Raw genomic sequence first — 23,599 nt, 5'->3', positions numbered from 1 at the left:
TGCAAAACTTCCTGTCATTTAATTGATCCGCTGGCCGCCCGCGCGGGGCATGACGGCCAGCGGTTGTTGCGTCAAACCGGCTTATTTACCGGATTTGATCTTGGTCCAGCTGCGAGTGATCAGGCGCAGGGTCGCTGCGTCCAGATCGCTGATCGCGTAGAGCTGCTTCTTCACTTCAGCCGACGGGTAGATGCTCGGATCGCTGGTGATGTCCTTGTCCACCAGTGGCGTGGCAGCTTTGTTGCCGTTCGGGAAACGCACGGCATTGGTGATGCCGGCCATCACTTGCGGCTCAAGCAGGTAGTTCATGAACTTGTAGGCGGCTTCGACGTTTTCGGCATCCTTGGGAATGGCGACCATGTCGTAGAACGTGCCAGCACCTTCTTTTGGAATGGTGTAGGCCAGCTTGACCTTGTCACCGGCTTCCTGGGCGCGGGTCTTGGATTGTTCCAGGTCACCCGAGTAACCGACGGCGACGCAGATGTTGCCGTTGGCCAGGTCGGAGATGTACTTGGAGGAATGGAAGTAGGCAACCGAAGGACGAATCTTCAGGAACAGGTCTTCGGCGGCCTTCAGGTCAGCCTTGTCCTTGCTGTTGGTCGGCTTGCCCAGATAGTGCAACGCCGCCGGAATCATTTCGGTCGGGGCGTCGAGGAAGCTTACGCCGCAGCTTTTGAGCTTCTCGATGTTTTCAGGCTTGAACACCACGTCCCAGGAATCGATCTTGTCGATGCCCAGCGCAGCCTTGACCTTGGCCGGGTTGTAGCCGATGCCGATCGAGCCCCACATGTACGGGAACGCGTGCTTGTTGCCTTGGTCGCTGGCATCGCCAACAGCCTTGAGCAGGTCTTCGTCGAGGTTCTTCCAGTTCGGCAGCTTGGACTTGTCCAGCTCCTGGTAAACACCGGCCTTGATCTGCTTGGCGAGGAAGTTATTGGAAGGCACCACGATGTCGTAACCGGACTTGCCGGCCAGCAGCTTGGCTTCGAGGGTTTCGTTGCTGTCGAAGACGTCATAGACGACTTTGATCCCGGTGGCTTTTTCGAAGTTGGCCACAGTGTCCGGGGCGATGTAGTCGGACCAGTTGTAGACGTGCAACACCTTGTCGTCCGCCTGAGCCGCAGTCGCCATGACTCCCATCAGGGACATGGCGAGCAGAGTCTTGCCAGCGAGCTTTTTGCCTAATGCCTTCATGCGTTAATGCTCCAAATTTTTCTTTTTTGAACCACTTTGTTCAGCGGCCGAACCCGGACAACTGGAACCGCGGATAGTCTGGCAAGATCCGAGGCGGTCTTTCAAGAAAAGACCAGCCTTTCTGACAGCTTTGAGCGAGCGCGCCGCAGCTCCCCCGCTCAAAGCCTAGCACTTAGCCCTGCAACGCACTGAGGGTCAGGTCCAGGCATTTACGTGCCTTTGTAACCAGTTCATCGATCTCGGCTTTGCTGATCACCAGCGGCGGCGCGATGATCATGGTGTCGCCCACAGCGCGCATGATCAGGCCGTTGTCGAAGCAGAACTGGCGGCAGATCATGCCGACGCCCTTGCCTTCGTAACGCTTGCGCGTGGCCTTGTCCTGCACCAGCTCGATCGCGCCCAACAGACCGACTCCGCGAACTTCACCCACCAACGGGTGATCGTTCAGTTCCCGCAGACGTTTCTGCAAATACGGTGCCGTTTCGTTGTGCGCGTTCTCGATAATTTTCTCATCGCGCAGGATACGGATGTTTTCCAGGCCCACCGCTGCCGCCACCGGGTGACCGGAGTAAGTGAAGCCGTGGTTGAAATCGCCACCTTCGTTGAGCACCGCAACAACGGAGTCACGGACGATCAGGCCACCCATCGGGATGTAGCCGGAAGTCAGGCCTTTGGCGATGGTCATCATGTCAGGCTTGAGATCGTAGAAATCGCTACCGAACCACTCACCGGTACGGCCGAAACCGCAAATCACTTCGTCCGCGACGAAGAGGATGTCGTACTTGGCGAGGATTTCCTTGATGCGCGGCCAGTAGCTGTCGGGCGGAATGATCACACCGCCGGCGCCCTGAATCGGCTCGGCAATAAAGGCACCGACGTTGTCGACGCCGACTTCGAGAATCTTCTCTTCCAGCTGATTGGCCGCCCAGATACCGAACTCTTCCGGCGACATCTCGCCACCCTCGGCGAACCAGTACGGCTGGGCGATGTGGACGATGCCCGGGATCGGCAAGTCGCCTTGTTCGTGCATATAAGTCATGCCACCGAGGCTCGCGCCGGCCACGGTCGAACCGTGATAACCGTTCTTGCGGCTGATGATGACTTTTTTGTTCGGCTGACCCTTGATCGCCCAATAGTGGCGGACCATGCGCAGCATGGTGTCGTTGCCTTCGGAGCCGGAACCGGTGAAGAACACGTGGTTCATGCCTTCCGGCGCCACGTCGGCAATGGCCTTGGCCAGCTCCAGTGCCGGCGGGTGCGCGGTCTGGAAGAACAGGTTGTAATACGGCAGTTCGCGCATCTGTTTGGCGGCCGCGTCGGCCAGTTCATCGCGACCGTAACCGATGGCCACGCACCACAGACCGGCCATGCCGTCGAGAATCTTGTTGCCTTCGCTGTCCCACAGGTAAACGCCCTTGGCGTTGGTGATGATCCGCGGGCCCTTCTCTTTCAGCTGCTTGAAGTCGCTGAACGGGGCCAGGTGGTGATCATTGCTAAGTGCTTGCCACTCGCGGGTTTGCGGGTTGTTGCTGGTCATGCCAATTCTCCTTGTTATCGGTGAAGACGCGGCCGCTGAGGACCGCGCCCGGCGTATCAGACGGCGAAGAGCAGGTATTCACGCTCCCAGGAACTGATCACGCGCTTGAAGTTTTCATGCTCGGCCCGTTTTACCGCGACGTAGCCAGTGATGAAGGTTTTGCCCAGGTACTTCTCGATGGTGGCGCTGTTTTCCATACGCTCCAGCGCGTCTTCGATGGTCAGCGGCAGGCGCAGGTTGCGGCGCTCGTAACCACGGCCCACCACTGGTGCGCTCGGGTTGAGGCCTTCGACCATGCCGATGTAACCGCAGAGCAGGCTCGCGGCGATCGCCAGGTACGGGTTGGCGTCGGCGCCCGGCAGACGGTTTTCCACACGGCGGTTCTGCGGGCCGGCATCCGGTACGCGCAGGCCCACGGTGCGGTTCTCTTCGCCCCACTCGACGTTCACCGGTGCCGAGGTGTCCGGCAGGAAGCGGCGGAACGAGTTGACGTTGGGGGCGAACAGCGGCAGCAATTCCGGAATCAGCTTCTGCAAGCCACCGATGTGGTGCAGGAACAACTGGCTCATGGTTCCGTCTTCATTGGAGAAGACGTTCTTGCCGGTCTCGATGTCGATGATGCTCTGGTGCAAGTGCATCGCACTGCCCGGCTCACCGGTCATTGGCTTGGCCATGAAAGTCGCAGCCACGTCGTGCTTGAGTGCGGCTTCGCGCATGGTGCGCTTGAACACCAGAATCTGGTCGGCCAGCGACAGCGCGTCGCCGTGACGGAAGTTGATTTCCATCTGCGCCGTGCCGTCTTCGTGGATCAGCGTGTCGAGGTCCAGTTCCTGCAGTTCGCACCAGTCGTAGACGTCTTCGAACAGCGGGTCGAATTCGTTCGCCGCTTCGATGGAGAACGACTGGCGACCGATTTCCGGACGGCCCGAACGGCCGATTGGCGGCTGCAACGGATAGTCAGGGTCGTCACTGCGCTTGGTCAGGTAGAACTCCATTTCCGGCGCCACAATCGGCTGCCAGCCTTTGTCGGCATAGAGTTTGAGGACCTTCTTGAGGACGTTGCGCGGCGACAGCTCGATCGGGTTGCCTTGCTTGTCGTAGGTGTCGTGGATCACCTGCGCAGTGGGCTCGATGGCCCACGGCACCAGGTACACGGCGTTCTGGTCGGGGCGGCAGATCATGTCGATGTCGGCTGGGTCGAGCAGTTCGTAATAGATGTCGTCTTCGACGTAGTCGCCGGTCACGGTCTGCAACAGCACGCTTTCCGGCAGACGCATGCCTTTTTCGGCAATGAACTTGTTGGTCGGCGAAATCTTGCCCCGGGTGATACCGGTCAAGTCGGCGATCATGCATTCGACTTCTGTGATCTTGTGGTCTTTCAACCAATCGGTGAGCTGGTCGAGGTTGTTACTCATAAATGCCTCTGGGCTGAGTCTCCTGACATGATGTCAGGCAAAGTTTGACGCTATGGGCGTCGCGTTAAAGGGGGCTTGCTCGCGCAGTGCCGGCTTATGCCTGGCACCGCGCATAGACAATGAAAGAGGAGCTTACCTGCCCTTTACGCTGGCGTTGCATTTCCTGTGCACAGTCCAGGCGTGCAGAATCATGAGCACGGCTGGGCAAGCGGCACAGGCTTTGAGGGTGAAAGCGATCTATATTGGAAGGGGACGCCATAAACAGGATGCTTTCCCGTACGTCCAGAATATCGGACGCTGACGCTTGAACGGCCATGGACGGGAACATCGTCGCTAACGGGCGAGCCATGCTGGCTGCGCTAAGGACGGATTTGTCGCCACTGATGTGATGAGCATGCAGACCGGACTGTTGCGAGCAATCGGTGATGCCGATTAACGGCAGGCGAGACATGAAGCACCCCGGTATTATTGCTGTTATGGGTTTGATCGGAGCTTAGCCTTGTTCATTTTTTTACACAACACCCCCGTAAAAAATACAACACGGCCTGCTCAAGCCTGCGGGTGCGCAGTGTCCCAAGGGCCAAAAATCGCCCGAAAGTGCCCCATAAATGCCCTCGCAGCGCTTTTTTAGGGCAAAAAAGGCCTCGCTTGACTTCGGCAAGCCGTTCGGGTTGACTGAAACCAGAAAAGATCAATGATTGATATTTTTAACAACAAAGGTGTTGCATCATGTCGGTACCCCCGCGTGCCGTTCAGCTTAACGAAGCGAACGCGTTCCTTAAGGAACATCCTGAGGTTCTGTACGTTGACCTTCTGATTGCGGATATGAATGGTGTGGTGCGCGGCAAGCGCATTGAACGCACCAGTCTCCACAAGGTTTACGAGAAAGGCATCAACCTGCCGGCCTCTCTATTTGCTCTGGATATCAATGGTTCGACGGTGGAAAGCACCGGCCTGGGCCTGGACATCGGCGACGCCGATCGTATCTGCTATCCAATCCCCGACACCCTGTGCAATGAGCCATGGCAGAAGCGCCCGACCGCGCAACTGTTGATGACCATGCACGAACTCGAAGGCGACCCATTCTTCGCCGATCCGCGCGAAGTGCTCCGTCAAGTTGTTGCAAAGTTTGACGAGCTGGGCCTGACCATCTGCGCCGCATTCGAACTCGAGTTTTACCTGATCGACCAGGAAAACGTGAACGGCCGCCCTCAGCCGCCACGCTCGCCGATCTCCGGCAAACGTCCGCACTCGACGCAGGTCTATCTGATCGACGACCTCGACGAATACGTCGATTGCCTCCAGGACATTCTGGAAGGTGCCAAAGAGCAAGGCATCCCGGCCGACGCCATCGTCAAGGAAAGTGCCCCGGCGCAGTTCGAAGTGAACCTGCACCACGTCGCCGACCCGATCAAGGCATGCGACTACGCGGTACTGCTCAAGCGTCTGATCAAGAACATCGCCTACGACCATGAAATGGACACCACCTTCATGGCCAAACCGTATCCGGGCCAGGCAGGCAATGGTCTGCACGTACACATTTCGATTCTGGATAAAGAAGGCAAAAACATTTTTGCCAGCGAGGATCCCGAGCAGAACGCCGCGCTGCGTCACGCGATCGGCGGTGTGCTCGAGACCCTGCCCGCGCAGATGGCTTTCCTCTGCCCGAACGTCAACTCCTACCGTCGTTTCGGCGCGCAGTTCTATGTACCGAACTCGCCGTGCTGGGGTCTGGACAACCGCACCGTGGCGATTCGCGTACCGACCGGCTCGTCCGATGCCGTGCGTATCGAACACCGCGTCGCCGGTGCCGACGCCAACCCGTACCTGCTGATGGCTTCGGTACTGGCCGGCGTGCACCACGGTCTGACCAACAAGATCGAGCCGGGCGCGCCAGTCGAAGGCAACAGCTACGAGCAGAACGAACAAAGCCTGCCGAACAACTTGCGCGATGCCCTGCGCGAGCTGGACGACAGCGAGGTGATGGCCAAGTACATCGATCCGAAGTACATCGATATCTTCGTCGCCTGCAAGGAAAGCGAGCTGGAGGAGTTCGAACACTCCATCTCCGACCTTGAGTACAACTGGTATCTGCATACCGTTTAAGCGGTTGTAGCACCAAACAGAACGCCGTCGGCTCTCGCAGCCAACGGCGTTTTTTTATGGCCGCCTGCGGCGGATCGCGAGCAAGCTCGCTCCCACAGGGGATCTCCTATGCACACAAATTTTCTTCTCACTGGAGATCTCTGTGGGAGGGGGCTTGCTCCCGAAGGCGGTCGACAAGACAACACAAGAGCCGGCTCGTACAATGCCCGCTGCCCCGCAGGAGACTTCCATGACGCGACCCGCCCCCGTCCGCAAACCCCGTGCCCGCAGCCAGGCGCGCATCGATTCGATACTCGACGCCGCGCGCGCATTGCTGGCGGCCGAGGGTGTGGCGAGTCTGTCGATCTACAGCGTCGCCAAGCGCGCGCAGATTCCGCCCTCCTCCGTGTACCACTTTTTCGCCAGCGTCCCGGCATTGCTCGAAGCGCTGACGGCGGATGTCCACGCTGCGTTCCGCGCCTGCCTGCAAGCACCGATCGATCACGAAGCCCTGCGTGACTGGCGTGATCTGTCGCGGCTGGTCGAGCAGCGAATGCTGGAGATCTACGACGAAGACGCCGCCGCACGGCAGTTGATCCTCGCGCAACATGGTCTGACCGAAGTGACTCAGGCAGATCGTCAGCACGACATAGAACTGGGCGATCTGATGCACAAGCTGTTCGATCATCACTTCGAATTGCCGAGGTTGCCGGCAGATGTCGATGTGTTTGCCTTGGCGATGGAGTTGGGCGACCGGGTGTATGCGCGCTCGGTGCAGCAGCATGGGCAGATCACCCCGCGCATGGCCGAGGAAGGGATGCGCGTGTTTGATGCCTATATCGGGCTGTATCTGCCACCTTATCTGCCCAAAAGATCTCTAGTGGTCTGACTGGCCTCTTCGCGAGCAGGCTCGCTCCCGCATTTGGAATGCGATCCCCTGTGGGAGCGAGCCTGCTCGCGAAGGCCGCGCCGCCGATTTCAAGCCAGGCACAAAAAACCCCGAAGGGCTCACGCCCTCCGGTTTTGTTTTTTACTCACCGGCTTACAACTTGGCGATCGACACCTCGGTGGATTTCACAAAGGCGATCACTTCGCTGCCGACCACCAGTTCCAGCTCTTTGACCGAGCGGGTGGTGATCACCGAAGTGACGATGCCGGAAGCGGTCTGCACGTCGATTTCCGACAGCACGTCACCGAGGACGATTTCCTTGATCGAGCCTTTGAACTGGTTACGGACGTTGATGGCTTTGATAGTCATGGCAATGATTCCTGTCGTTTGCTTGAGTTATTGAGCCCAACGCAGTTGCGTAGGCAGTGGTGAAACAGGTTCCGGCGCCGGCGGTTCGCCGGGCAGGGAGAGAACACGGTTAAGCACTTCGGTTTCCAGCGCTGCGAGTCTGTGCGAACCACGCACTCGCGGCCGCGGCAGTTCGACATGCAGATCGAGGCCGACTTCGCCGTCCTCGATCAGAATCACCCGGTCGGCAATCGCCACCGCTTCACTGACATCGTGGGTCACCAGCAGCACGGTGAAGCCGTGTTGCTGCCAGAGACGTTCGATCAGTTGCTGCATTTCAATTCGGGTCAGCGCATCCAGCGCGCCGAGCGGTTCGTCGAGCAACAGCAGGCGCGGTTGATGGATCAGCGCCCGCGCCAGCGCAACGCGCTGCTTCTGTCCGCCAGACAGCGCCGCCGGCCACTCATTGGCACGATCCGCCAGACCCACCGCTTCCAGTGCATCCAGCGCTTGCGGGCGCCAGTTGCCCTTAAGGCCGAGGCCAACGTTGTCGATGATCTTTTTCCACGGCAGCAGGCGTGCTTCCTGGAACATCAATCGGGTGTCTTCCCGCGCATCGCTGAGTGGCGCAGAACCGGCGAGCAAGTCGCCGCCAGTCGGTTTATCGAGGCCGGCGAGCAAGCGCAGCAAGGTACTTTTGCCGCAGCCACTGCGCCCGACCACGGCGACGAATTGCCCCGCCGGAATGTGCAGATCGATGTCACGCAGCACCTGCCGCGCGCCGAAGGTTTTCTGCAGGTTGCGCACCGCCAGCGGAATCCCGCGCAGCAGGCGTGGAGGTTGTTGAGCAGTCATGCCGCACCTCCTTTGGCAACCTGATAAGCCGGGTGCCAGCGCAACCACACACGCTCAAGTCCTCGGGCCGCGAGGTCGGCGAGTTTGCCCAGCACCGCGTAAAGCAGGATCGCCAGCACCACCACGTCGGTCTGCAAAAACTCGCGGGCGTTCATCGCCAGGTAGCCGATGCCGGAGCTGGCCGAGATGGTTTCCGCCACAATCAACGTCAGCCACATAAAGCCCAGGGCGAAACGCACACCGACCAGAATCGAAGGTAGCGCGCCCGGCAGGATCACCTGCCAGAACAGGCTGAAACCGCTCAAGCCATAGCTGCGCGCCATCTCCACCAGCGCCGGATCGACGTTGCGGATGCCGTGATAAGTGTTGAGGTAGATCGGGAACAACGTGCCCAACGCCACCAGAAAGATCTTCGCCGACTCGTCGATGCCGAACCAGAGGATCACCAGCGGAATCAGCGCCAGGTGCGGCACGTTGCGGATCATCTGCACCGAGCTGTCGAGCAGGCGTTCGCCCCACTTCGACAGGCCGGTGATGAAACCCAAGACCAGACCGATGCTGCCACCGATGGTGAAACCGAGGGCCGCACGCCAGCCGCTGATCGCCAGATGCGTCCAGATTTCACCGCTGCGCACCAGGCTCACGCCGGCTTCGATCACCGCCACCGGTGCCGGCAAAATCCGTGTCGACAACCAACCGGCCGACACCGACAGCTGCCACACCGCCAGCAACAACACCGGCAACGCCCAGGGCGCGAGGCTGTGGATGATTTTCTTCATGGCGCGCCTCAGCTCTGCGACGCGGCTTTGGGAAGAATGTCGTTGGCGACCATCTCGCCGAACGGGCTGACATAACCGGCGCTTTTCGGCAGTTCCGGACGCTCGATGTCGAGGTGCGGGAAGAGCAGTTCAGCGACGCGATAAGACTCTTCGAGGTGTGGATAACCGGAGAAGATGAAGGTGTCGATGCCCAGATCCGCGTATTCCTTCACACGTGCGGCCACGGTCGGGCCATCGCCGACCAGCGCCGTACCGGCACCACCGCGCACGAGGCCAACGCCGGCCCAGAGGTTCGGGCTGACTTCGAGGTTGTCGCGGCTGCCGCCGTGCAGCGCGGCCATGCGTTGCTGGCCAACCGAATCGAAACGCGCCAGCGACGCTTGAGCGCGAGCGATGGTGTCGTCGTCCAGGTGCGAGATCAGCCGATCTGCCGCTTGCCACGCTTCAGCGTTGGTTTCACGGACGATCACATGCAGACGAATACCGAAGCGTACGGTGCGGCCGAGCTTGGCGGCTTTGGCTCGGACTTGGGCAATCTTCTCGGCCACTGCTGTTGGCGGCTCACCCCAGGTCAGGACCATTTCCACTTGTTCAGCAGCCAGGTCCTGCGCCGCTTCCGAGGAGCCGCCGAAGTACAGCGGCGGACGCGGTTGCTGGATCGGCGGATAGAGCAACTTCGCACCCTTCACGCTGATGTGCTGACCGTCGTAATCGACGGTTTCGCCTTCGAGCACACGACGCCAGATGCGGGTGAATTCCACCGAGGCTTGATAGCGTTCTTCGTGGCTGAGAAACAGACCGTCGCCAGCCAATTCTTCCGGGTCACCGCCAGTCACCAGATTGAACAGCGCACGGCCGCCGGACAGGCGATCAAGGGTGGCTGCCTGCCGCGCCGCGACCGTCGGGGAAATGATCCCGGGGCGCAGGGCAACGAGAAACTTCAGACGCTGGGTCACCGGGATCAGCGACGCCGCCACCAGCCACGAGTCTTCGCAGGAGCGGCCGGTGGGAATCAGCACACCGCCGAAACCCAGACGATCAGCCGCTTGCGCAACCTGTTGCAGATAACCGTGGTCGACGGCGCGAGCGCCTTCGGCGGTGCCAAGGTAATGGCCGTCGCCGTGGGTAGGCAGGAACCAGAAGATATTGAGGCTCATGGAGTGGTCTCCTTGGGGATTCGAATTACTGCGCTTTAGCCACAGCGGCCGGTGGTGTCCAGATCACATCCTTGATGCTCAGCGGCTTGGGAATCAGCTTGAGCTGGAAGAACGTGTCAGCGATTTTCTGCTGCGCGGCGACCACTTCCGGGGTCAGGAACAGCGCGCCGTAGCCCTGGCGTTGCACCGAAGTCAGGGTGATATCCGCCGGCAGACCGAGCAGTGGCGCGACTTGTTGGGTCACGTCTTCAGGATTGGCTTTCGACCACTCGCCGACCGCGCGCACTTCTTCCACGAGGGTCTTGATCACCTCGGGATTTTTCTGTGCGTAAGGCTTGGTCGCGAGATAGAACTGGTGGTTGTCGACAATGCCTTTGCCGTCGCGCAGGGTGTGCGCTTGCAGTTGTTTCTCGGCGGCAGCCTGGTACGGATCCCAGATGACCCAGGCGTCGACGCTGCCACGTTCGAACGCAGCGCGAGCATCGGCCGGCGGCAGGAATACGGTCTGGATGTCGCTGTATTTCAGACCGGCGTCTTCCAGTGCACGCACCAGCAGGTAGTGAACGTTGGAGCCTTTGTTCAGGGCGACTTTCTTGCCCTTGAGATCGGCCACCGATTTGATCGGCGAGTCTTTCGGCACAAGGATCGCTTCGCTGTTCGGCGCTGGCGGTTCATAAGCGACGTAAAGCAGATCGGCGCCGGCCGCCTGAGCGAACACCGGTGGAGTTTCGCCAGTGACACCGAAGTCGATCGAGCCGACGTTCAGGCCTTCGAGCAGTTGCGGGCCACCGGGAAATTCAGTCCATTGCACGTCGACGCCTTGGGCGGCCAGACGTTTTTCCAGAGTGCCCTTGGCTTTGAGCAGCACCAGCGTGCCGTACTTCTGATAACCGATCCGCAATGTCTCGGCTTGAGCTTGAGTGATGGCGCCGAAGGTGACAGCCGCAGCAAACAGAGCGACCAGACCACGACGCAAAAATACAGTGCGCATAGCGCTCTCCTTTTTGCTGTTGGGTTTTGGCTGCACCTGCTTGCCCGTTAGCGGGCGAGTAAGGCGAGTACTTCAAATTTCGATGAGGCTTAAATGCTCCAGCGAGCACTCAACAAACGTTCGTTCAACAGACCCGGTTCCAGCGGTTTCGGCCGACGGGCCATGGCGCCGACAAACTGATCCAGCGCTTCGTGCAGTCGCTGCTCCAGCGCTGGAGCCAGTTGCGCCGCAGCACTGCCTTCGCCGTAAGCGATCTGGCTGTCCTCGGCGAAAATCCCCTGGAGCATTTCCTGGGCTTTCAGCGCCGACAAAACAGGCTTGAGGGCGTAGTCGACCACCAGCATGTGGGCAATGCTGCCGCCCGTGGCCATCGGCAAGACAATCTTGTGGTTCAGGGCGCGCTCGGGCAGCAGATCCAGCAGGGTCTTCAGGGCGCCGGAAAACGACGCTTTGTAAACCGGTGTGGCGATCAGCAGACCGTCGGCGTTTTCAATCTGTTGCAGCAGGTCGAGCACCTTCGGGCTGTCGAAGCGGGCGTGGAGCAAATCCTCGGCCGGGAAGTCCCGCACCTGATAACTCACCACTTCCACCCCTTGCGCCTGCAACCAGCGTTGCGAGCGTTCCAGCAGCACCCCGGAACGGGAGCGCAGGCTGGGACTGCCACCGAGTGAGACGACCAGCATTGAGACGATTCCTTAAGCGTTACAGGCGATTCGCGGGTTGCGATCTCGCTTCGATGGGAGTGACCTTACCAGCTGATTTATATATCCATAAATCATATTTATTCATTTGGTTATGCTTTTTGGAGATATGAGATTCGCTTTGTTTCAGGCGAAAAAAAAGGCCGTCGAAACGGCCTGAAATCCCCTGCTTAGTAGTTCCGTGGTAACTGGACTAACGCCTTCGCGAGCAGGCTCGCTCCCACATTTGGAATGCGATCACCTGTGGGAGCGAGCCTGCTCCGGGCGGCGTTCCGACGAAAGCGGTGGTGGCTACACCGCAAATCTCACTTATTCGGCTGTGGCGTCAGGCGCAAGTACGGCTTCACCGCGCGATAGCCCTTCGGAAAGCGCTTTTTGATCTCATCTTCATCCTTGAGCGAAGGCACGATCACCACCTCTTCACCGTCCTGCCAGTTGGCCGGGGTGGCCACCTTGTAGTTGTCGGTGAGCTGCAGCGAATCGATCACCCGCAGAATCTCGTGGAAGTTGCGCCCGGTGCTCGCCGGGTAAGTGATGGTCAGACGAATCTTCTTGTTCGGGTCGATCACGAACAGCGAACGCACGGTCAGCGTGTCGTTGGCATTCGGGTGGATCAGATCATAGAGATCGGAGACCTTGCGATCGGCATCAGCCAGGATCGGGAAGTTGACGACAGTGTTCTGGGTCTCGTTGATGTCTTCGATCCACTTGTGGTGCGAGTCCACCGGATCGACCGACAGCGCGATGGCCTTGACGCCGCGCTTGCTGAACTCATCCTTGAGCTTGGCGGTGAAGCCCAGCTCGGTGGTGCACACGGGGGTGAAGTCCGCCGGGTGGGAGAACAGCACGCCCCAGCTATCGCCCAGCCATTCGTGGAAACGAATCTTGCCGGCGCTGGAATCCTGTTCGAAATCGGGGGCGATGTCGCCGAGTCTGAGGCTCATGGTGCTGCTCCTGATAAGTTGTTCGAGACCTCAACTGTAGCCCGGGATTTGCCATCATGAAAAAGAATAAATAATGAGATATCTAGATCATAAGTGAATATTAAACATCTGTTCACTGGACGCCGAACGGCATCCCGACGAACATCGGTCGCAAGGTTCGAGAAGGCCTTGAGTTGCTGTAAAGAGGGGAATTTCGGGGGAGGGCTTACGGGGGTGGGCCTGACTCGAAAACGCAAAAGCCCCGTCCGGCGCGATGCCGGACGGGGCTTTTTTTACATCAGGTGCAGGAACTCGCTATTACAGCAGCGGGATCGAGTAGCTGACGATCAGGCGGTTTTCGTCCTGCGAACGGGTGTTCGGCAGGTCGGTGCGCCATACAGCGTTTTTCCACATCAGGCCGACGTTTTTGAACGGGCCTTCCGGCACTACGTAGCCGATGGTGAAATCGCGTTCCCACTCGGAACGGTTCGACGCGCTTTCGCGACCATTGGCACCCACGGTGTCGATCGAATCGCCTTTCAGGTAAACCACACCAGCGGTCAGGCCAGGTACACCAACTTTAGCGAAGTCATACGAGTAGCGAGCCTGCCAGGTTTTCTCGCCGGCACGACCGAACTTCTGGATCTGCATGTCGGTGATGGTGTAGTTCGACGAGCCGTCGCCCTGGTTCAGCCAAGGGAAGTCGCTGCTGCCATTGGAAACCTGGTAGCCGCCACCGAAGGTGTGACCTTCAACGGTGTACAGGAACAGGCCGCTGTACAGGTTGTTATCAACTTCACCACGACCGTTACGGAAACCGGTGTAGTTGCCGCTGCTGTAGTAAGCCGAATCAGTGCCGTTCTTGCCGTCGTCGGAGCTGTTGAAGTAACGGAAGTCGGACTTCAATACGCCCGGGCCGATTGCCCAGTTGTGAACCAGACCCAGGAAGTGCTGTTTGTAGAAGTCTTCCAGGTTGCCGTAGTAGTACTGGGCAGTCAGGTCTTTGGTGATCTTGTAGTCACCACCGGCGTAGATGAACTTGTTGCTGTCACGGAACGCAGTACCACGGGTGTTGGCGCCACCGATCGACAGGTTTTCGTTGTTGCTGGAGTTACGACCTTTCACGGCTTCGATCTGACCACCGACCAGGGTCAGGTCCTTGATTTCGCCGGAAGTGATCTGGCCACCCTGCCAGGTTTGTGGCAGCAGACGACCGTCGTTGGTCACGATGACCGGATTCTTCGGCTGCAGAGTACCCAGCTTCAGTTCAGTCTGGGAGATCTTGGCTTTGGCAGTCAGGCCCAGGCTGGAGAAGTTGTCCACCGCTTTGCCGTTGGACTCGCTCGGGAACACAGTGCCGCCGTAAGCGGTACCGCTGTTGCCGTTAGTACCGCCGCCCGAATCCAGACGTACGCCCAGCAGGCCGATGGCATCGATACCGAAACCAACGGTGCCTTGGGTGTAACCGGAGATGAAACGCAGATCGAAGCCTTGGCCCCACTCTTCGTTCTTGTTGGCGCCAGCGCCGTCACGGTTATCGGTGTTGATGTAGAAGTTACGCAGCCCCAAAGTAGCTTTGCTGTCTTCGATGAAACCGGCGGCGCCTGCCTGCTGCGCCATAACCCCTACGGCCACAGCCAGGGCCAAGGTGGACTTGTTCATGTAAAGCTCCTCTCGTTTCTAATTCTTGTGTTCCTGGCCCTGGGTCTGATGCCCCGGGTCCTAAGATGCGCGATTAGCGCCAGACCGTGACTGACAAGTCAATCGTAACCTTGTGTGTCTACGACCAAGGTCTAATCGCAGTGATTTGGTCCGTGCAGAGTAAAGATTTCCTGATAAACCCAAAAAGAATTTATTCATTCTTTTTCATATCATTTCGGAATATGGCCAGTATCTTGCCACCTCCGCCGGGAAACAGCGTATCGGCGACTAAGCTCATTCCTAAATGGTATTTGTTAGCCTTTTTTTATATCGATTAGCTTTGGCGTAACCCCGAATCGTCAAACCCTATCGAAAAGGCGACGCCATGATGGCCAAACGCGCACTATCCAGTCAATTTGTTACAGTTTGTGTGTCAGCGCTGATTTCTTTTTCGGCCCATGCCGCCAACCTCACCGTGGGTTATCAGACCGGTATCGACCCGAGCAAAGTCCCCCAGGCCGACGGCGTCTACGAGAAAACCATCGGCGAGAAAATCGACTGGCGCCGCTTCAACAGTGGCCCGGAAGTTGTGACAGCCATTGCTTCGGGTGACGTGCAGATCGGCAACCTCGGTTCCAGCCCATTGGCCGCTGCCGCTTCGCGTAATCTGCCGATTGTGGCGTTCATCGTTTCGGCGCAGATCAATGCCGCCGAAGCGTTGGTGGTGCGCAATGGCAGCGGCATCAACACCCCCCAGGACCTGGTCGGCAAAACCATCGCCACACCTTTCGTTTCGACCTCACACTACAGCCTGCTCGGCGCCCTCAAGCACTGGGGCCTGGACGCCTCGAAAGTCAAAGTGGTGAACCTGCAACCAGCAGAGATCGCAGCGGCGTGGAAGCGTGGCGATATCGATGGCGCATTTGTCTGGTCGCCTGCGCTGGGGGAAATTCGCAAGACCGGCAAGACCCTGACCGATGCTGCGCAGGTCGGCCAGTGGGGTGCGCCAACCTTCGAGGTTTGGGTCGCGCGCAAGGATTTTGCCGAGAAGCATCCTGACGTTGTCGCGAAGTTCGCCAAGGTTACGCTGGATTCATTTGCCGATTACGCGGCGCATAAAGACAGCTGGACGGCTGACTCGGTGCCGGTACAGAAAATCGCCAAACTGACCGGTGCCAATGCCGCTGATGTGCCGGAATTGCTCGCAGGGTCGGCGTTCCCGGACGCTAAGGCGCAGCAAACCACGGCGCTGCTGGACGGCGGCACGGCGAAAGCGATTGGCGAGACGGCGAAGTTTTTGAAGGAACAGGGCAAGGTTGAAACGGTGCTGCCGGATTATTCGCCGTATGTCAGCGCGAAGTTTGTGGCGCAATAAAAGCTTCGCGAGCAGGCTCGCTCCCACATGGGTTCATTGAACAAATGTGGGAGCGAGCCTGCTCGCGAATGGAGCGCCTCAGTTACAGAGTCTTTTCGAAGATTTTCGAATTACGCTGAAAGTTGTACAGCGAAGCCCGCGCCGCCGGCAGGCGCTCGACGCTGCTCGGCTCGAACCCACGCTCACGGAACCAGTGCGCGGTGCGCGTGGTGAGGACGAACAAGGTCTTCAAACCCTGCGCCCGTGCTCGGGTTTCGATGCGCTCCAGCAATTCATCACCGCGACCGCCATGGCGGTACTCCGGGTTCACTGCCAGACACGCCAGTTCACCGGCATCGGAATCGGCAATCTGATACAGCGCCGCACAGGCGATGATCATGCCCTCACGCTCGACCACGCTGAACTGCTCGATCTCGCGCTCCAGCACTTCGCGCGAGCGACGCACCAGAATCCCCTGCTCTTCCAGCGGACTGATCAAGTCGAGCAAGCCGCCGACATCTTCAATCGCCGCCTCGCGGACCAGTTCGAACTGCTCTTGAGCGACCAGCGTACCGCCACCGTCACGAGTGAACAGCTCTGTCAGCAGCGCGCCATCTTCGGCGTAACTGACGATATGGCTGCGCGCCACGCCGCCACGACAGGCTTCGGCAGCGGCATCGAGCAGTTCTGCCTGATAGTTGCTGCCCAGACGCTGCAAATGCGCCGGCACTTGCTGTGGACGCAGCTCACGCACCAGTTTGCCGTTCTCGTCGATAAGACCGAGGTCGGCGCCAAACAATAGCAATTTATCTGCGCCCAGATCGATGGCAGCGCGGGTGGCGACGTCTTCACAGGCGAGGTTGAAAATTTCACCGGTCGGCGAATAGCCCAGCGGCGACAACAGCACGATCGAACGCTCATCGAGCAGACGATTGATGCCCTTGCGGTCGACCCGGCGCACTTCGCCGGTGTGGTGATAGTCGACGCCTTCGAGCACGCCGATCGGCCGCGCGGTGACGAGGTTGCCGCTGGCCACGCGCAGACGCGAGCCCTGCATTGGCGACGAAGCCATGTCCATCGACAAACGCGCTTCGATGGCAATGCGCAATTGGCCGACCGCGTCGATTACACATTCCAGCGTTGCCGCATCGGTGATACGCATGCCGTGGTGGTAATGCGGGGTCAGGCCGCGCGCAGCGAGGCGGGTTTCGATCTGCGGGCGCGAACCGTGCACCAGCACCAAGCGCACGCCGAGGCTGTGCAGCAAGACGATGTCGTGGACGATATTGCCAAAATTCGGATGCTCGACGCCATCGCCGGGCAGCATGACGACGAAGGTGCAGTCGCGGTGGGCATTGATGTAAGGGGACGCGTGACGAAGCCAGTTAACGTATTCGGGCATGAACCTGGGCCTGTAATAAATAGCAGCCTAAAAAGGGGCGAAACGGAAAACGCACAGCGGGCTGATGGTTATCGTCGGAACAGGCTTGGCGACACGCGCGCTCTCCTCATGAATACGGGTTGGATTCCTACTAATTTAACGACTTGCCCCTGTAGGAGCTGCCGCAGGCTGCGATCTTTTGATCTTCTGAAACAAAAGCAAAAGATCGCAGCCTTCGGCAGCTCCTACAAGGGATGCGTTCAATTCTTCAGGCAGTAATGTTCAATCAGTTGCCGTAATAGATGCACGGTAGGCTGCAAACGTGACATTTCAAGGTACTCGCCGGGCTGATGTGCGCAGGCGATGTCGCCGGGGCCGAGCACGATGGTTTCGCAGCCAAGGCGCTGAAGATAAGGCGCTTCGGTGCCGAACGCTACTGCTTCGGCGCTGTGACCGGTGAGCTTTTCGGCGATGCGCACCAGTTCGGCGTCTTCCGACTGCTCAAACGGTGGCACTTCCGGGAACAACGGTTTGTAATCGATCTTCACCTGATGCCGCTCGGCGACCGGGTTGAGCTTACGCAGAATCTCCGCGCGCAGGACTTTCGGGTCCATGCCGGGCAGCGGTCGCAGGTCAAACTCCAGCGAACACTGGCCGCAGATACGGTTGGGATTGTCGCCGCCATGGATGCAACCGAAGTTCATCGTCGGCTGCGGCACGCTGAACTGCGGATTATTGAATTCACGCTGCCACAACAGACGCAGGCCGCGCAGTTCGCCGATCGCATCGTGCATGGCTTCGAGGGCACTGTGGCCCAGGCGCGGATCCGACGAATGGCCGCTCTGCCCGAGGATATCGATGCGTTCCATCATGATGCCTTTGTGCATGCGAATCGGCTTGAGCCCGGTCGGCTCGCCGATCACTGCCGCACGGCCCAGCGGACGCCCGGCCTCGGCCAGCGCGCGGGCGCCGGACATCGAACTTTCTTCATCGCAGGTGGCGAGGATCAGCAACGGCTGCTTGAACGGCTGATCGAGCAGCGGCAGCACGGCTTCGATGATCAGCGCGAAAAATCCCTTCATGTCGCAACTACCCAGCCCGACCCAGCGGCCATCGACTTCGGTGAGCTTCAGCGGATCGGTCTGCCACAACGCATCGTCGTACGGCACCGTGTCGCTGTGCCCGGCCAGCACCAGCCCGCCGGGGCCGCTGCCGAAACTGGCAAGCAGGTTGAATTTGCCGGGGCTGACCTGCTGGATATCGCAGCTGAAACCCAGGTCACCCAGCCACCCGGCGAGCAAATCGATCACCGCGCGATTGGACTGATCGAGGTTCGGTTGGGTACAGCTGACCGACGGCGCGGCGATCAGCGCCGCGAACTGGTCTTGCATGGATGGCAAAGGCATCGCTGACTCCAACTCCCGAATTGAGGTCCATCATAGAACCATCCGGCGCTCGGAATAAACCGTCGCAGGGCGTAGGAAGTTTGAGTCCTGTACACTGCACGGCCTTGGCAGCCACACATTCCCCCGGCTGCGCTCCCGATCCTGGATTTTCCGGCCATGCAGAAAGAAACCGAAATCAAACTCCGCGTCAGCCGCGAAACCCTCGCCGCTCTGCGCGAGCATCCGCTACTGAAAAAACGCAACAAAAATGGCTGGGAACGCCGTGAGTTGATGAACCAGTACTTCGACACCCCCGAGCGCGATCTGGCGCAGGCCAAAGTCGCCCTGCGCCTGCGCAAGGACGGTGACGAAGTGATTCAGACCCTCAAGACCCGTGGCCAGAGCGTCGCCGGTCTGTCCGAGCGTAATGAATACGACTGGAAGTTGCCGAAAGCCAAGCTCGACGTGAAGAAACTCGACGGCGAATGCTGGCCCGAGTCGCTGGCCGAGCTGGACAAGAAAACCCTCAAGCCGATCTTCACCACCGATTTCGTCCGCGAGCGCGCCGAAATCGCCTGGGGCCGTGGCAAATCCAAAGTGGTTATCGAAGCCGCGCTGGACCTCGGTCACGTGGTAGTCGGCAAGCAGAAAGAAGAAATCTGCGAGCTGGAACTGGAACTGCGCGAAGGCGAGCCTGCCGCGCTGCTGGAACTGGCCGCTGAACTGGCGGAAACCCTGGCGCTGATGCCGTGCGACATCAGCAAGGCTGAACGCGGCTACCGCTTGTACGACGCCAACAGCTACTCGCTAAGCCTGCCGGCACCGGAGCTGACCGCGGAAACCCAACTCGACGACGCCTTCGCCGCGCTGAGCTGGCATTTGCTCGGCAGCAGCCAGCGTCTGGCTGAACAATATCGCTTCAACGGCCACTGGCGCCTGTTGCTCGATTGGGTCGAAAACCTTGCAGAAATGCGCGCCCTGCTCAGCAGCCTCGGCCAGGCCGCACCGCGTCAGTCGACCCATGATCTGCGCGTTGCCCTGGATGCCTTGCTGGAAGACTGGCGCCCGCTGGTGCAGGCCGGTATCGAAGACGAAGACGTGCGCAAAGCCGCACCGGAGCAGTTCCTCGAAGAACTCGAAGACCCGCGCTGGGGCCTGTTCTCGCTGAACACTTCGCGTTGGTTGCTGGCCCGCACCTGGACCGCCGAGCGCAATGTGCGTGGCAATCGTCAGGGCGGCGCGCAGTTGCACAGCTGGCTGCCGCGTACCTTGGGCGAAGAAGCCACGGCCCTGCAATTGCAGCGTTATCAACAGCAGCCGGAAGATCTGGCTGAGCAACTGCCGCGTATCGAGCGCATTCAGGTATGGCTGCACCACGCCCGTAACGTGCTGGACATCGCGGAAATGGATCGTCTGTACGGCGAGCTGAACAAGCTGGCGCAACTGGCCAACGAACCTACGATCACTGACGAACTGCTCGACGCACGCAAGCAACAGGCGATTGCGGTTTACCAGAATCGCGCGTGGAAAATGCTCCTGCGCATGTAACACCGCTAAAAGATCGCAGCCTTCGGCAGCTCCTACCTTTGGAATGCATTTCCCCTGTAGTAGCTGCCGAAGGCTGCGATCTTTTGCTTTATCGCAAGACAGGCAAACTGGTGGTGGACTTGATCTCCGACAACGCCACAATCGAATTCACTTCCTGTATCCCCGGAACCAGCGACAGCTTCTCGAAGAAGAACCGCTCATACGCCTCAATGTCCGCCGCGACAATCCGCAGCAAAAAATCCACCGAGCCCATCAGCACATAACACTCCAGCACTTCCGGAAAGCCACGAATCGCCTCGGTAAACTCAGTGAAGTTCGAACGCCCGTGGGCGTTAAGTTTGATCTCGGCAAAGATCTGCGTGTTCAGGCCGATCTTCTTGCGATCGAGCAAGGTCACTTGGCCGCGAATGATGCCCTCCTCCTTCATCCGCTGAATCCGCCGCCAGCACGGCGATTGCGACAGGCCGACCTGCTCGGCGATCTGCGCGCTCGACAGTGAAGCGTCCTCTTGCAGCAGGGCGAGAATCTTGCGGTCGTAGCTGTCCAGCTCGCTGTGCATAGAAAAACCTCCAATCGAAAATCTTGCGAATTGATCAATTCGATCGACCGCCAATAACGCCGATCATAGCCAAGAAATACCCCGCGACGAATGTAAAAATTCCTCCAGAAATTTTGGAGACTCGCCATGCCGCACCTCGAAGCCGTAACCACCGCGCCAACCCGCGCCGATGTCTGGAACGTCAGCAACGCCCATTGCCTGGCGCAATATCAAATCCTCGCCGAGGCCGAGCCGGATTTGCTGGTGCGGGTGCTCAACCTGTTCGCCCTGCAATTCCTCACACCCGAGCAGGTCAACGTGCAGCGAATGGATGACTTGATGTCGATCGACATCGTCATGGGCGGTTTCAGTTGGCATCGCGCGCAAGTGATCGCGGAAAAACTTCGCAACCTGATCAGCGTCTGCTCGGTGAATCTGCAAAACGCCGATAGCGTTTGGGATGCGCCGGCACAAGCAGCCGGCTGACAAATCCGGCAACGGCTTCGTCGGGTAGTGGCCCAACGGTCTGCAGGGTCACGACTATTCTTTTGCGCACTGTCGCTCAAAAGGAAGCCCGCATGTCCGTTCAACTTGCCACTCAGGACCGCTGGCTGGAACTCAACGAGGTGCTGCGTGAACTGGTCGCCCAAGGCTTTATTTGCCAGGACTCGGCGGAGCAGGCACTGAATGCCCGCCGCCGCCACGCCGCCCACGGCCAGATGCATCCGCTGGAGTTCATCGCCAGTCAGCAGCTCGACGACCTTAGCCGTCCAGGTAAACACCTCGACCTGGAAAGCCTGACCCTGTGGCTGGCGCAGCAGGCCGGCCAGCCGTATTTGCGCATCGACCCGCTGAAAATCAATGTCGCCGCGATCACGCCCTTGATGTCCTACGCCTTCGCACAACGGCACAAGATTCTCGCCGTGGCGGTCGACCGCGATACCGTCACCGTGGCCAGCGCTCAGCCCTACGTCACCGGTTGGGAAGCTGACCTGACTCACGTACTCAAGCTGCCGATCAAACGCGTAGTAGCCAACCCGGCGGACATCCAGCGCTTCAGTGTCGAGTTTTTCCGCTTGGCGAAATCGGTCAGCGGCGCCAGCAATGCCGACACCCAGAGCGGCAACCTCGGCAATTTCGAACAACTGCTCAACCTCGGCGCCAGCGATCAGGAGCCGGACGCCAACGACGCGCACATCGTCAACATCGTCGACTGGCTGTTCCAGTACGCCTTCCAGCAACGCGCCAGTGATATCCACATCGAGCCACGGCGTGAACAAGGCACAGTGCGTTTTCGCATCGATGGCGTGCTGCACAATGTTTATCAATTCCCACCGCAGGTGACCATGGCGATTGTCAGTCGCCTGAAGAGCCTCGGGCGGATGAACGTCGCCGAAAAGCGCAAACCCCAGGACGGCCGGGTCAAGACCAAGACCCCGGACGGCGGTGAAGTCGAGCTGCGCCTTTCGACCCTGCCTACAGCGTTCGGCGAAAAAATGGTCATGCGGATTTTCGACCCGGAAGTGCTGCTCAAGGATTTCGACCAGTTGGGTTTCAGCGCCGATGACCTGCGCCGTTGGCAGGACATGACCCGCCAGCCCAACGGCATCATTCTGGTCACCGGGCCGACCGGTTCGGGCAAGACCACCACGCTGTACACCACGCTGAAAAAACTGGCGACGCCGGAAGTGAACCTCTGCACCATCGAAGACCCGATCGAAATGGTCGAGCCGGCGTTCAACCAGATGCAGGTGCAGCACAACATCGACCTGAGCTTCGCCGCCGGGGTGCGCGCACTGATGCGGCAAGACCCGGACATCATCATGATCGGCGAGATCCGTGACCTGGAAACCGCTGAAATGGCGATTCAGGCGGCGCTCACCGGGCACCTGGTGTTATCGACCCTGCACACCAACGACGCACCCAGCGCGATCAGTCGTCTGCTCGAACTCGGCGTGCCGCACTACCTGATCAAAGCCACCGTGCTCGGGGTCATGGCCCAGCGTTTGGTGCGCACATTGTGTCCGCATTGCAAGGCGCCGCTGACGCTCGAAGAAGAAGACTGGCAAACCCTGACACGCCCGTGGCAGGCGCCGTTGCCGAGCAACGCGCAACGCGCCATTGGTTGCGTGGAATGCCGCGACACCGGCTATCGCGGACGCGCCGGGGTTTACGAAATCATGCAACTGAGCGACAGCCTCAAAGCCTTCATCACCCCGGATACCGATCTCACCGCCATTCGGCGGCAGGCGTTCAAGGAAGGCATGCGCAGTTTGCGTTTGTCCGGAGCGCAGAAAGTCGCCGCAGGACTGACGACGGTTGAGGAAGTGCTGCGGGTTACGCCGCAGAGCGAGCAGAAATAAGCCGCCACGGAACCGGATCGGGGAAATGGCGATCCAACGCCGTAGTTAACCCCCAGGAGTCATCTCATCATGCGTCTCAAACTTGCTGTTGCCACACTGGCCTTGCTGTCCCTTCCCGTTGGTTCGGCCATGGCGGACAGCTTTTGGCGTAACGTCATCTCGTCCGGTGCCACCACCGGTTCGACCTACCTGACCTTCAAGGATCACAAGCTGATCATCGCCGCTCAGGACGATGCCGGCAGTTTCGTTGCCAGTGACGGCGGCATTCGTGGTCCGTATCTGGAAGCCGCGATGCAAAAAGTCCGCGCCGACAATCCGGGCCTGCAGGCGACAGACATGGAACTGGCGAATGCGATTCTGGCGAAGAACGCCGTGGCTTCCGAGTAAGCCTTTCGCTAACAGAAATGCCGCTCATATGAGCGGCATTTTTTTGCCTGGATTTCAGGATCACCACAATCCCTTGTAGGAGTGAGCCTGCTCGCGATAGCGGTGTGTCAGGCAAATTCTCAGGTGAC

21 protein-coding genes are annotated in these 23,599 nt (G+C 59.4%); 7 read left to right on the top strand and 14 right to left on the bottom strand.

The genetic code is table 11. The features are described from left to right. Window positions 1-81: 81 nt before the first annotated feature. From ACOYXE_RS24120 to ACOYXE_RS24110, 3 genes are all read right to left on the bottom strand, one after another. Window positions 82-1,194 (bottom strand): polyamine ABC transporter substrate-binding protein, encoded by a 1,113-nt coding sequence (locus ACOYXE_RS24120; RefSeq protein ID WP_460926743.1) that lies wholly within the window; start codon window positions 1,192-1,194, stop codon window positions 82-84. A gap of 172 nt (window positions 1,195-1,366) precedes the next feature. Continuing rightward, a complete protein-coding gene (locus ACOYXE_RS24115) occupies window positions 1,367-2,731 on the bottom strand; it encodes an aspartate aminotransferase family protein (protein ID WP_077574959.1) in 1,365 nt (454 codons plus the stop codon). 56 nt (window positions 2,732-2,787) lie between these two features. After that, entirely contained in the window at window positions 2,788-4,146 is a 1,359-nt protein-coding gene (locus tag ACOYXE_RS24110; RefSeq protein WP_034151968.1) for a glutamine synthetase family protein, read from the bottom strand. Window positions 4,147-4,875: 729 nt separating this feature from the next. Here ACOYXE_RS24110 and ACOYXE_RS24105 point away from each other — a divergent pair. Both ACOYXE_RS24105 and ACOYXE_RS24100 read left to right on the top strand, forming a co-directional pair. Then, window positions 4,876-6,252, top strand: coding sequence for a glutamine synthetase family protein (locus ACOYXE_RS24105; RefSeq protein WP_007913842.1), 1,377 nt, complete (start codon window positions 4,876-4,878; stop codon window positions 6,250-6,252). Between the two features lie 229 nt (window positions 6,253-6,481). Then, window positions 6,482-7,120, top strand: coding sequence for a TetR/AcrR family transcriptional regulator (locus ACOYXE_RS24100; protein WP_460926742.1), 639 nt, complete (start codon window positions 6,482-6,484; stop codon window positions 7,118-7,120). A 153-nt stretch (window positions 7,121-7,273) separates the two neighbouring features. Here the strand turns inward: ACOYXE_RS24100 and ACOYXE_RS24095 are convergent, their stop codons facing one another. The 8 genes from ACOYXE_RS24095 to ACOYXE_RS24060 all read right to left on the bottom strand — a co-directional run bounded on the left by ACOYXE_RS24095 (window position 7,274) and on the right by ACOYXE_RS24060 (window position 14,536). Beyond that, window positions 7,274-7,489, bottom strand: a complete 216-nt coding sequence (locus ACOYXE_RS24095) for a TOBE domain-containing protein (RefSeq protein WP_003229256.1) — start codon at window positions 7,487-7,489, stop codon at window positions 7,274-7,276. Between the two features lie 27 nt (window positions 7,490-7,516). Further along, a complete protein-coding gene (gene ssuB, locus ACOYXE_RS24090) occupies window positions 7,517-8,323 on the bottom strand; it encodes an aliphatic sulfonates ABC transporter ATP-binding protein (RefSeq protein ID WP_460926741.1) in 807 nt (268 codons plus the stop codon). Beyond that, entirely contained in the window at window positions 8,320-9,102 is a 783-nt protein-coding gene (gene ssuC / locus ACOYXE_RS24085; RefSeq protein ID WP_003229260.1) for an aliphatic sulfonate ABC transporter permease SsuC, read from the bottom strand. Before ssuC ends, ssuB begins: the two co-directional genes overlap by 4 nt. Window positions 9,103-9,110: 8 nt before the next feature. After that, a complete protein-coding gene (gene ssuD / locus ACOYXE_RS24080; RefSeq protein ID WP_405122685.1) occupies window positions 9,111-10,259 on the bottom strand; it encodes an FMNH2-dependent alkanesulfonate monooxygenase in 1,149 nt (382 codons plus the stop codon). Window positions 10,260-10,284: 25 nt separating this feature from the next. Beyond that, a complete protein-coding gene (locus tag ACOYXE_RS24075) occupies window positions 10,285-11,250 on the bottom strand; it encodes a sulfonate ABC transporter substrate-binding protein (RefSeq protein ID WP_160059818.1) in 966 nt (321 codons plus the stop codon). Between the two features lie 89 nt (window positions 11,251-11,339). Further along, window positions 11,340-11,933 carry an NADPH-dependent FMN reductase gene (ssuE, locus tag ACOYXE_RS24070; RefSeq protein ID WP_007913832.1) on the bottom strand — a complete coding sequence of 198 codons (594 nt, stop codon included), beginning with the start codon at window positions 11,931-11,933 and terminating at the stop codon, window positions 11,340-11,342. Between the two features lie 323 nt (window positions 11,934-12,256). Beyond that, window positions 12,257-12,895 carry a peroxiredoxin gene (locus tag ACOYXE_RS24065; protein ID WP_034151974.1) on the bottom strand — a complete coding sequence of 213 codons (639 nt, stop codon included), beginning with the start codon at window positions 12,893-12,895 and terminating at the stop codon, window positions 12,257-12,259. A 297-nt stretch (window positions 12,896-13,192) separates the two neighbouring features. Beyond that, window positions 13,193-14,536, bottom strand: coding sequence for an OprD family porin (locus ACOYXE_RS24060; protein WP_160059820.1), 1,344 nt, complete (start codon window positions 14,534-14,536; stop codon window positions 13,193-13,195). A gap of 364 nt (window positions 14,537-14,900) precedes the next feature. Between ACOYXE_RS24060 and tauA the strand changes: the two genes are divergently transcribed. After that, window positions 14,901-15,890 carry a taurine ABC transporter substrate-binding protein gene (gene tauA, locus ACOYXE_RS24055; protein ID WP_405122684.1) on the top strand — a complete coding sequence of 330 codons (990 nt, stop codon included), beginning with the start codon at window positions 14,901-14,903 and terminating at the stop codon, window positions 15,888-15,890. 82 nt (window positions 15,891-15,972) lie between these two features. On the opposite strand, the gene argA is transcribed toward tauA, so the two are convergent. Beyond that, a complete protein-coding gene (gene argA, locus ACOYXE_RS24050) occupies window positions 15,973-17,271 on the bottom strand; it encodes an amino-acid N-acetyltransferase (RefSeq protein ID WP_007913824.1) in 1,299 nt (432 codons plus the stop codon). Window positions 17,272-17,510: 239 nt separating this feature from the next. Beyond that, on the bottom strand, window positions 17,511-18,656 hold the full coding sequence (argE, locus tag ACOYXE_RS24045) for an acetylornithine deacetylase (protein WP_160059822.1): 1,146 nt from the start codon (window positions 18,654-18,656) through the stop codon (window positions 17,511-17,513). Between the two features lie 156 nt (window positions 18,657-18,812). Here argE and ACOYXE_RS24040 point away from each other — a divergent pair, with 156 nt between their 5' ends. Then, window positions 18,813-20,183, top strand: a complete 1,371-nt coding sequence (locus tag ACOYXE_RS24040) for a CYTH domain-containing protein (protein ID WP_160059823.1) — start codon at window positions 18,813-18,815, stop codon at window positions 20,181-20,183. A gap of 88 nt (window positions 20,184-20,271) precedes the next feature. On the opposite strand, the gene ACOYXE_RS24035 is transcribed toward ACOYXE_RS24040, so the two are convergent. Further along, window positions 20,272-20,742 (bottom strand): Lrp/AsnC family transcriptional regulator, encoded by a 471-nt coding sequence (locus ACOYXE_RS24035; RefSeq protein WP_160059824.1) that lies wholly within the window; start codon window positions 20,740-20,742, stop codon window positions 20,272-20,274. Window positions 20,743-20,868: 126 nt separating this feature from the next. Here ACOYXE_RS24035 and ACOYXE_RS24030 point away from each other — a divergent pair, with 126 nt between their 5' ends. From ACOYXE_RS24030 to ACOYXE_RS24020, 3 genes are all read left to right on the top strand, one after another. Continuing rightward, window positions 20,869-21,207, top strand: a complete 339-nt coding sequence (locus tag ACOYXE_RS24030; protein WP_160059825.1) for a hypothetical protein — start codon at window positions 20,869-20,871, stop codon at window positions 21,205-21,207. Window positions 21,208-21,299: 92 nt separating this feature from the next. Next, window positions 21,300-23,084 carry a GspE/PulE family protein gene (locus tag ACOYXE_RS24025; protein ID WP_160059826.1) on the top strand — a complete coding sequence of 595 codons (1,785 nt, stop codon included), beginning with the start codon at window positions 21,300-21,302 and terminating at the stop codon, window positions 23,082-23,084. A 66-nt stretch (window positions 23,085-23,150) separates the two neighbouring features. Next, window positions 23,151-23,471: a DUF2388 domain-containing protein gene (locus tag ACOYXE_RS24020; protein ID WP_171057234.1), complete on the top strand. Its 321-nt coding sequence runs from the start codon at window positions 23,151-23,153 to the stop codon at window positions 23,469-23,471. Window positions 23,472-23,599: the final 128 nt, after the last annotated feature.

It is taken from the genome of Pseudomonas sp. MC6, from assembly GCF_054790575.1.
This window is presented reverse-complemented; position numbering and strand designations above follow the sequence as displayed.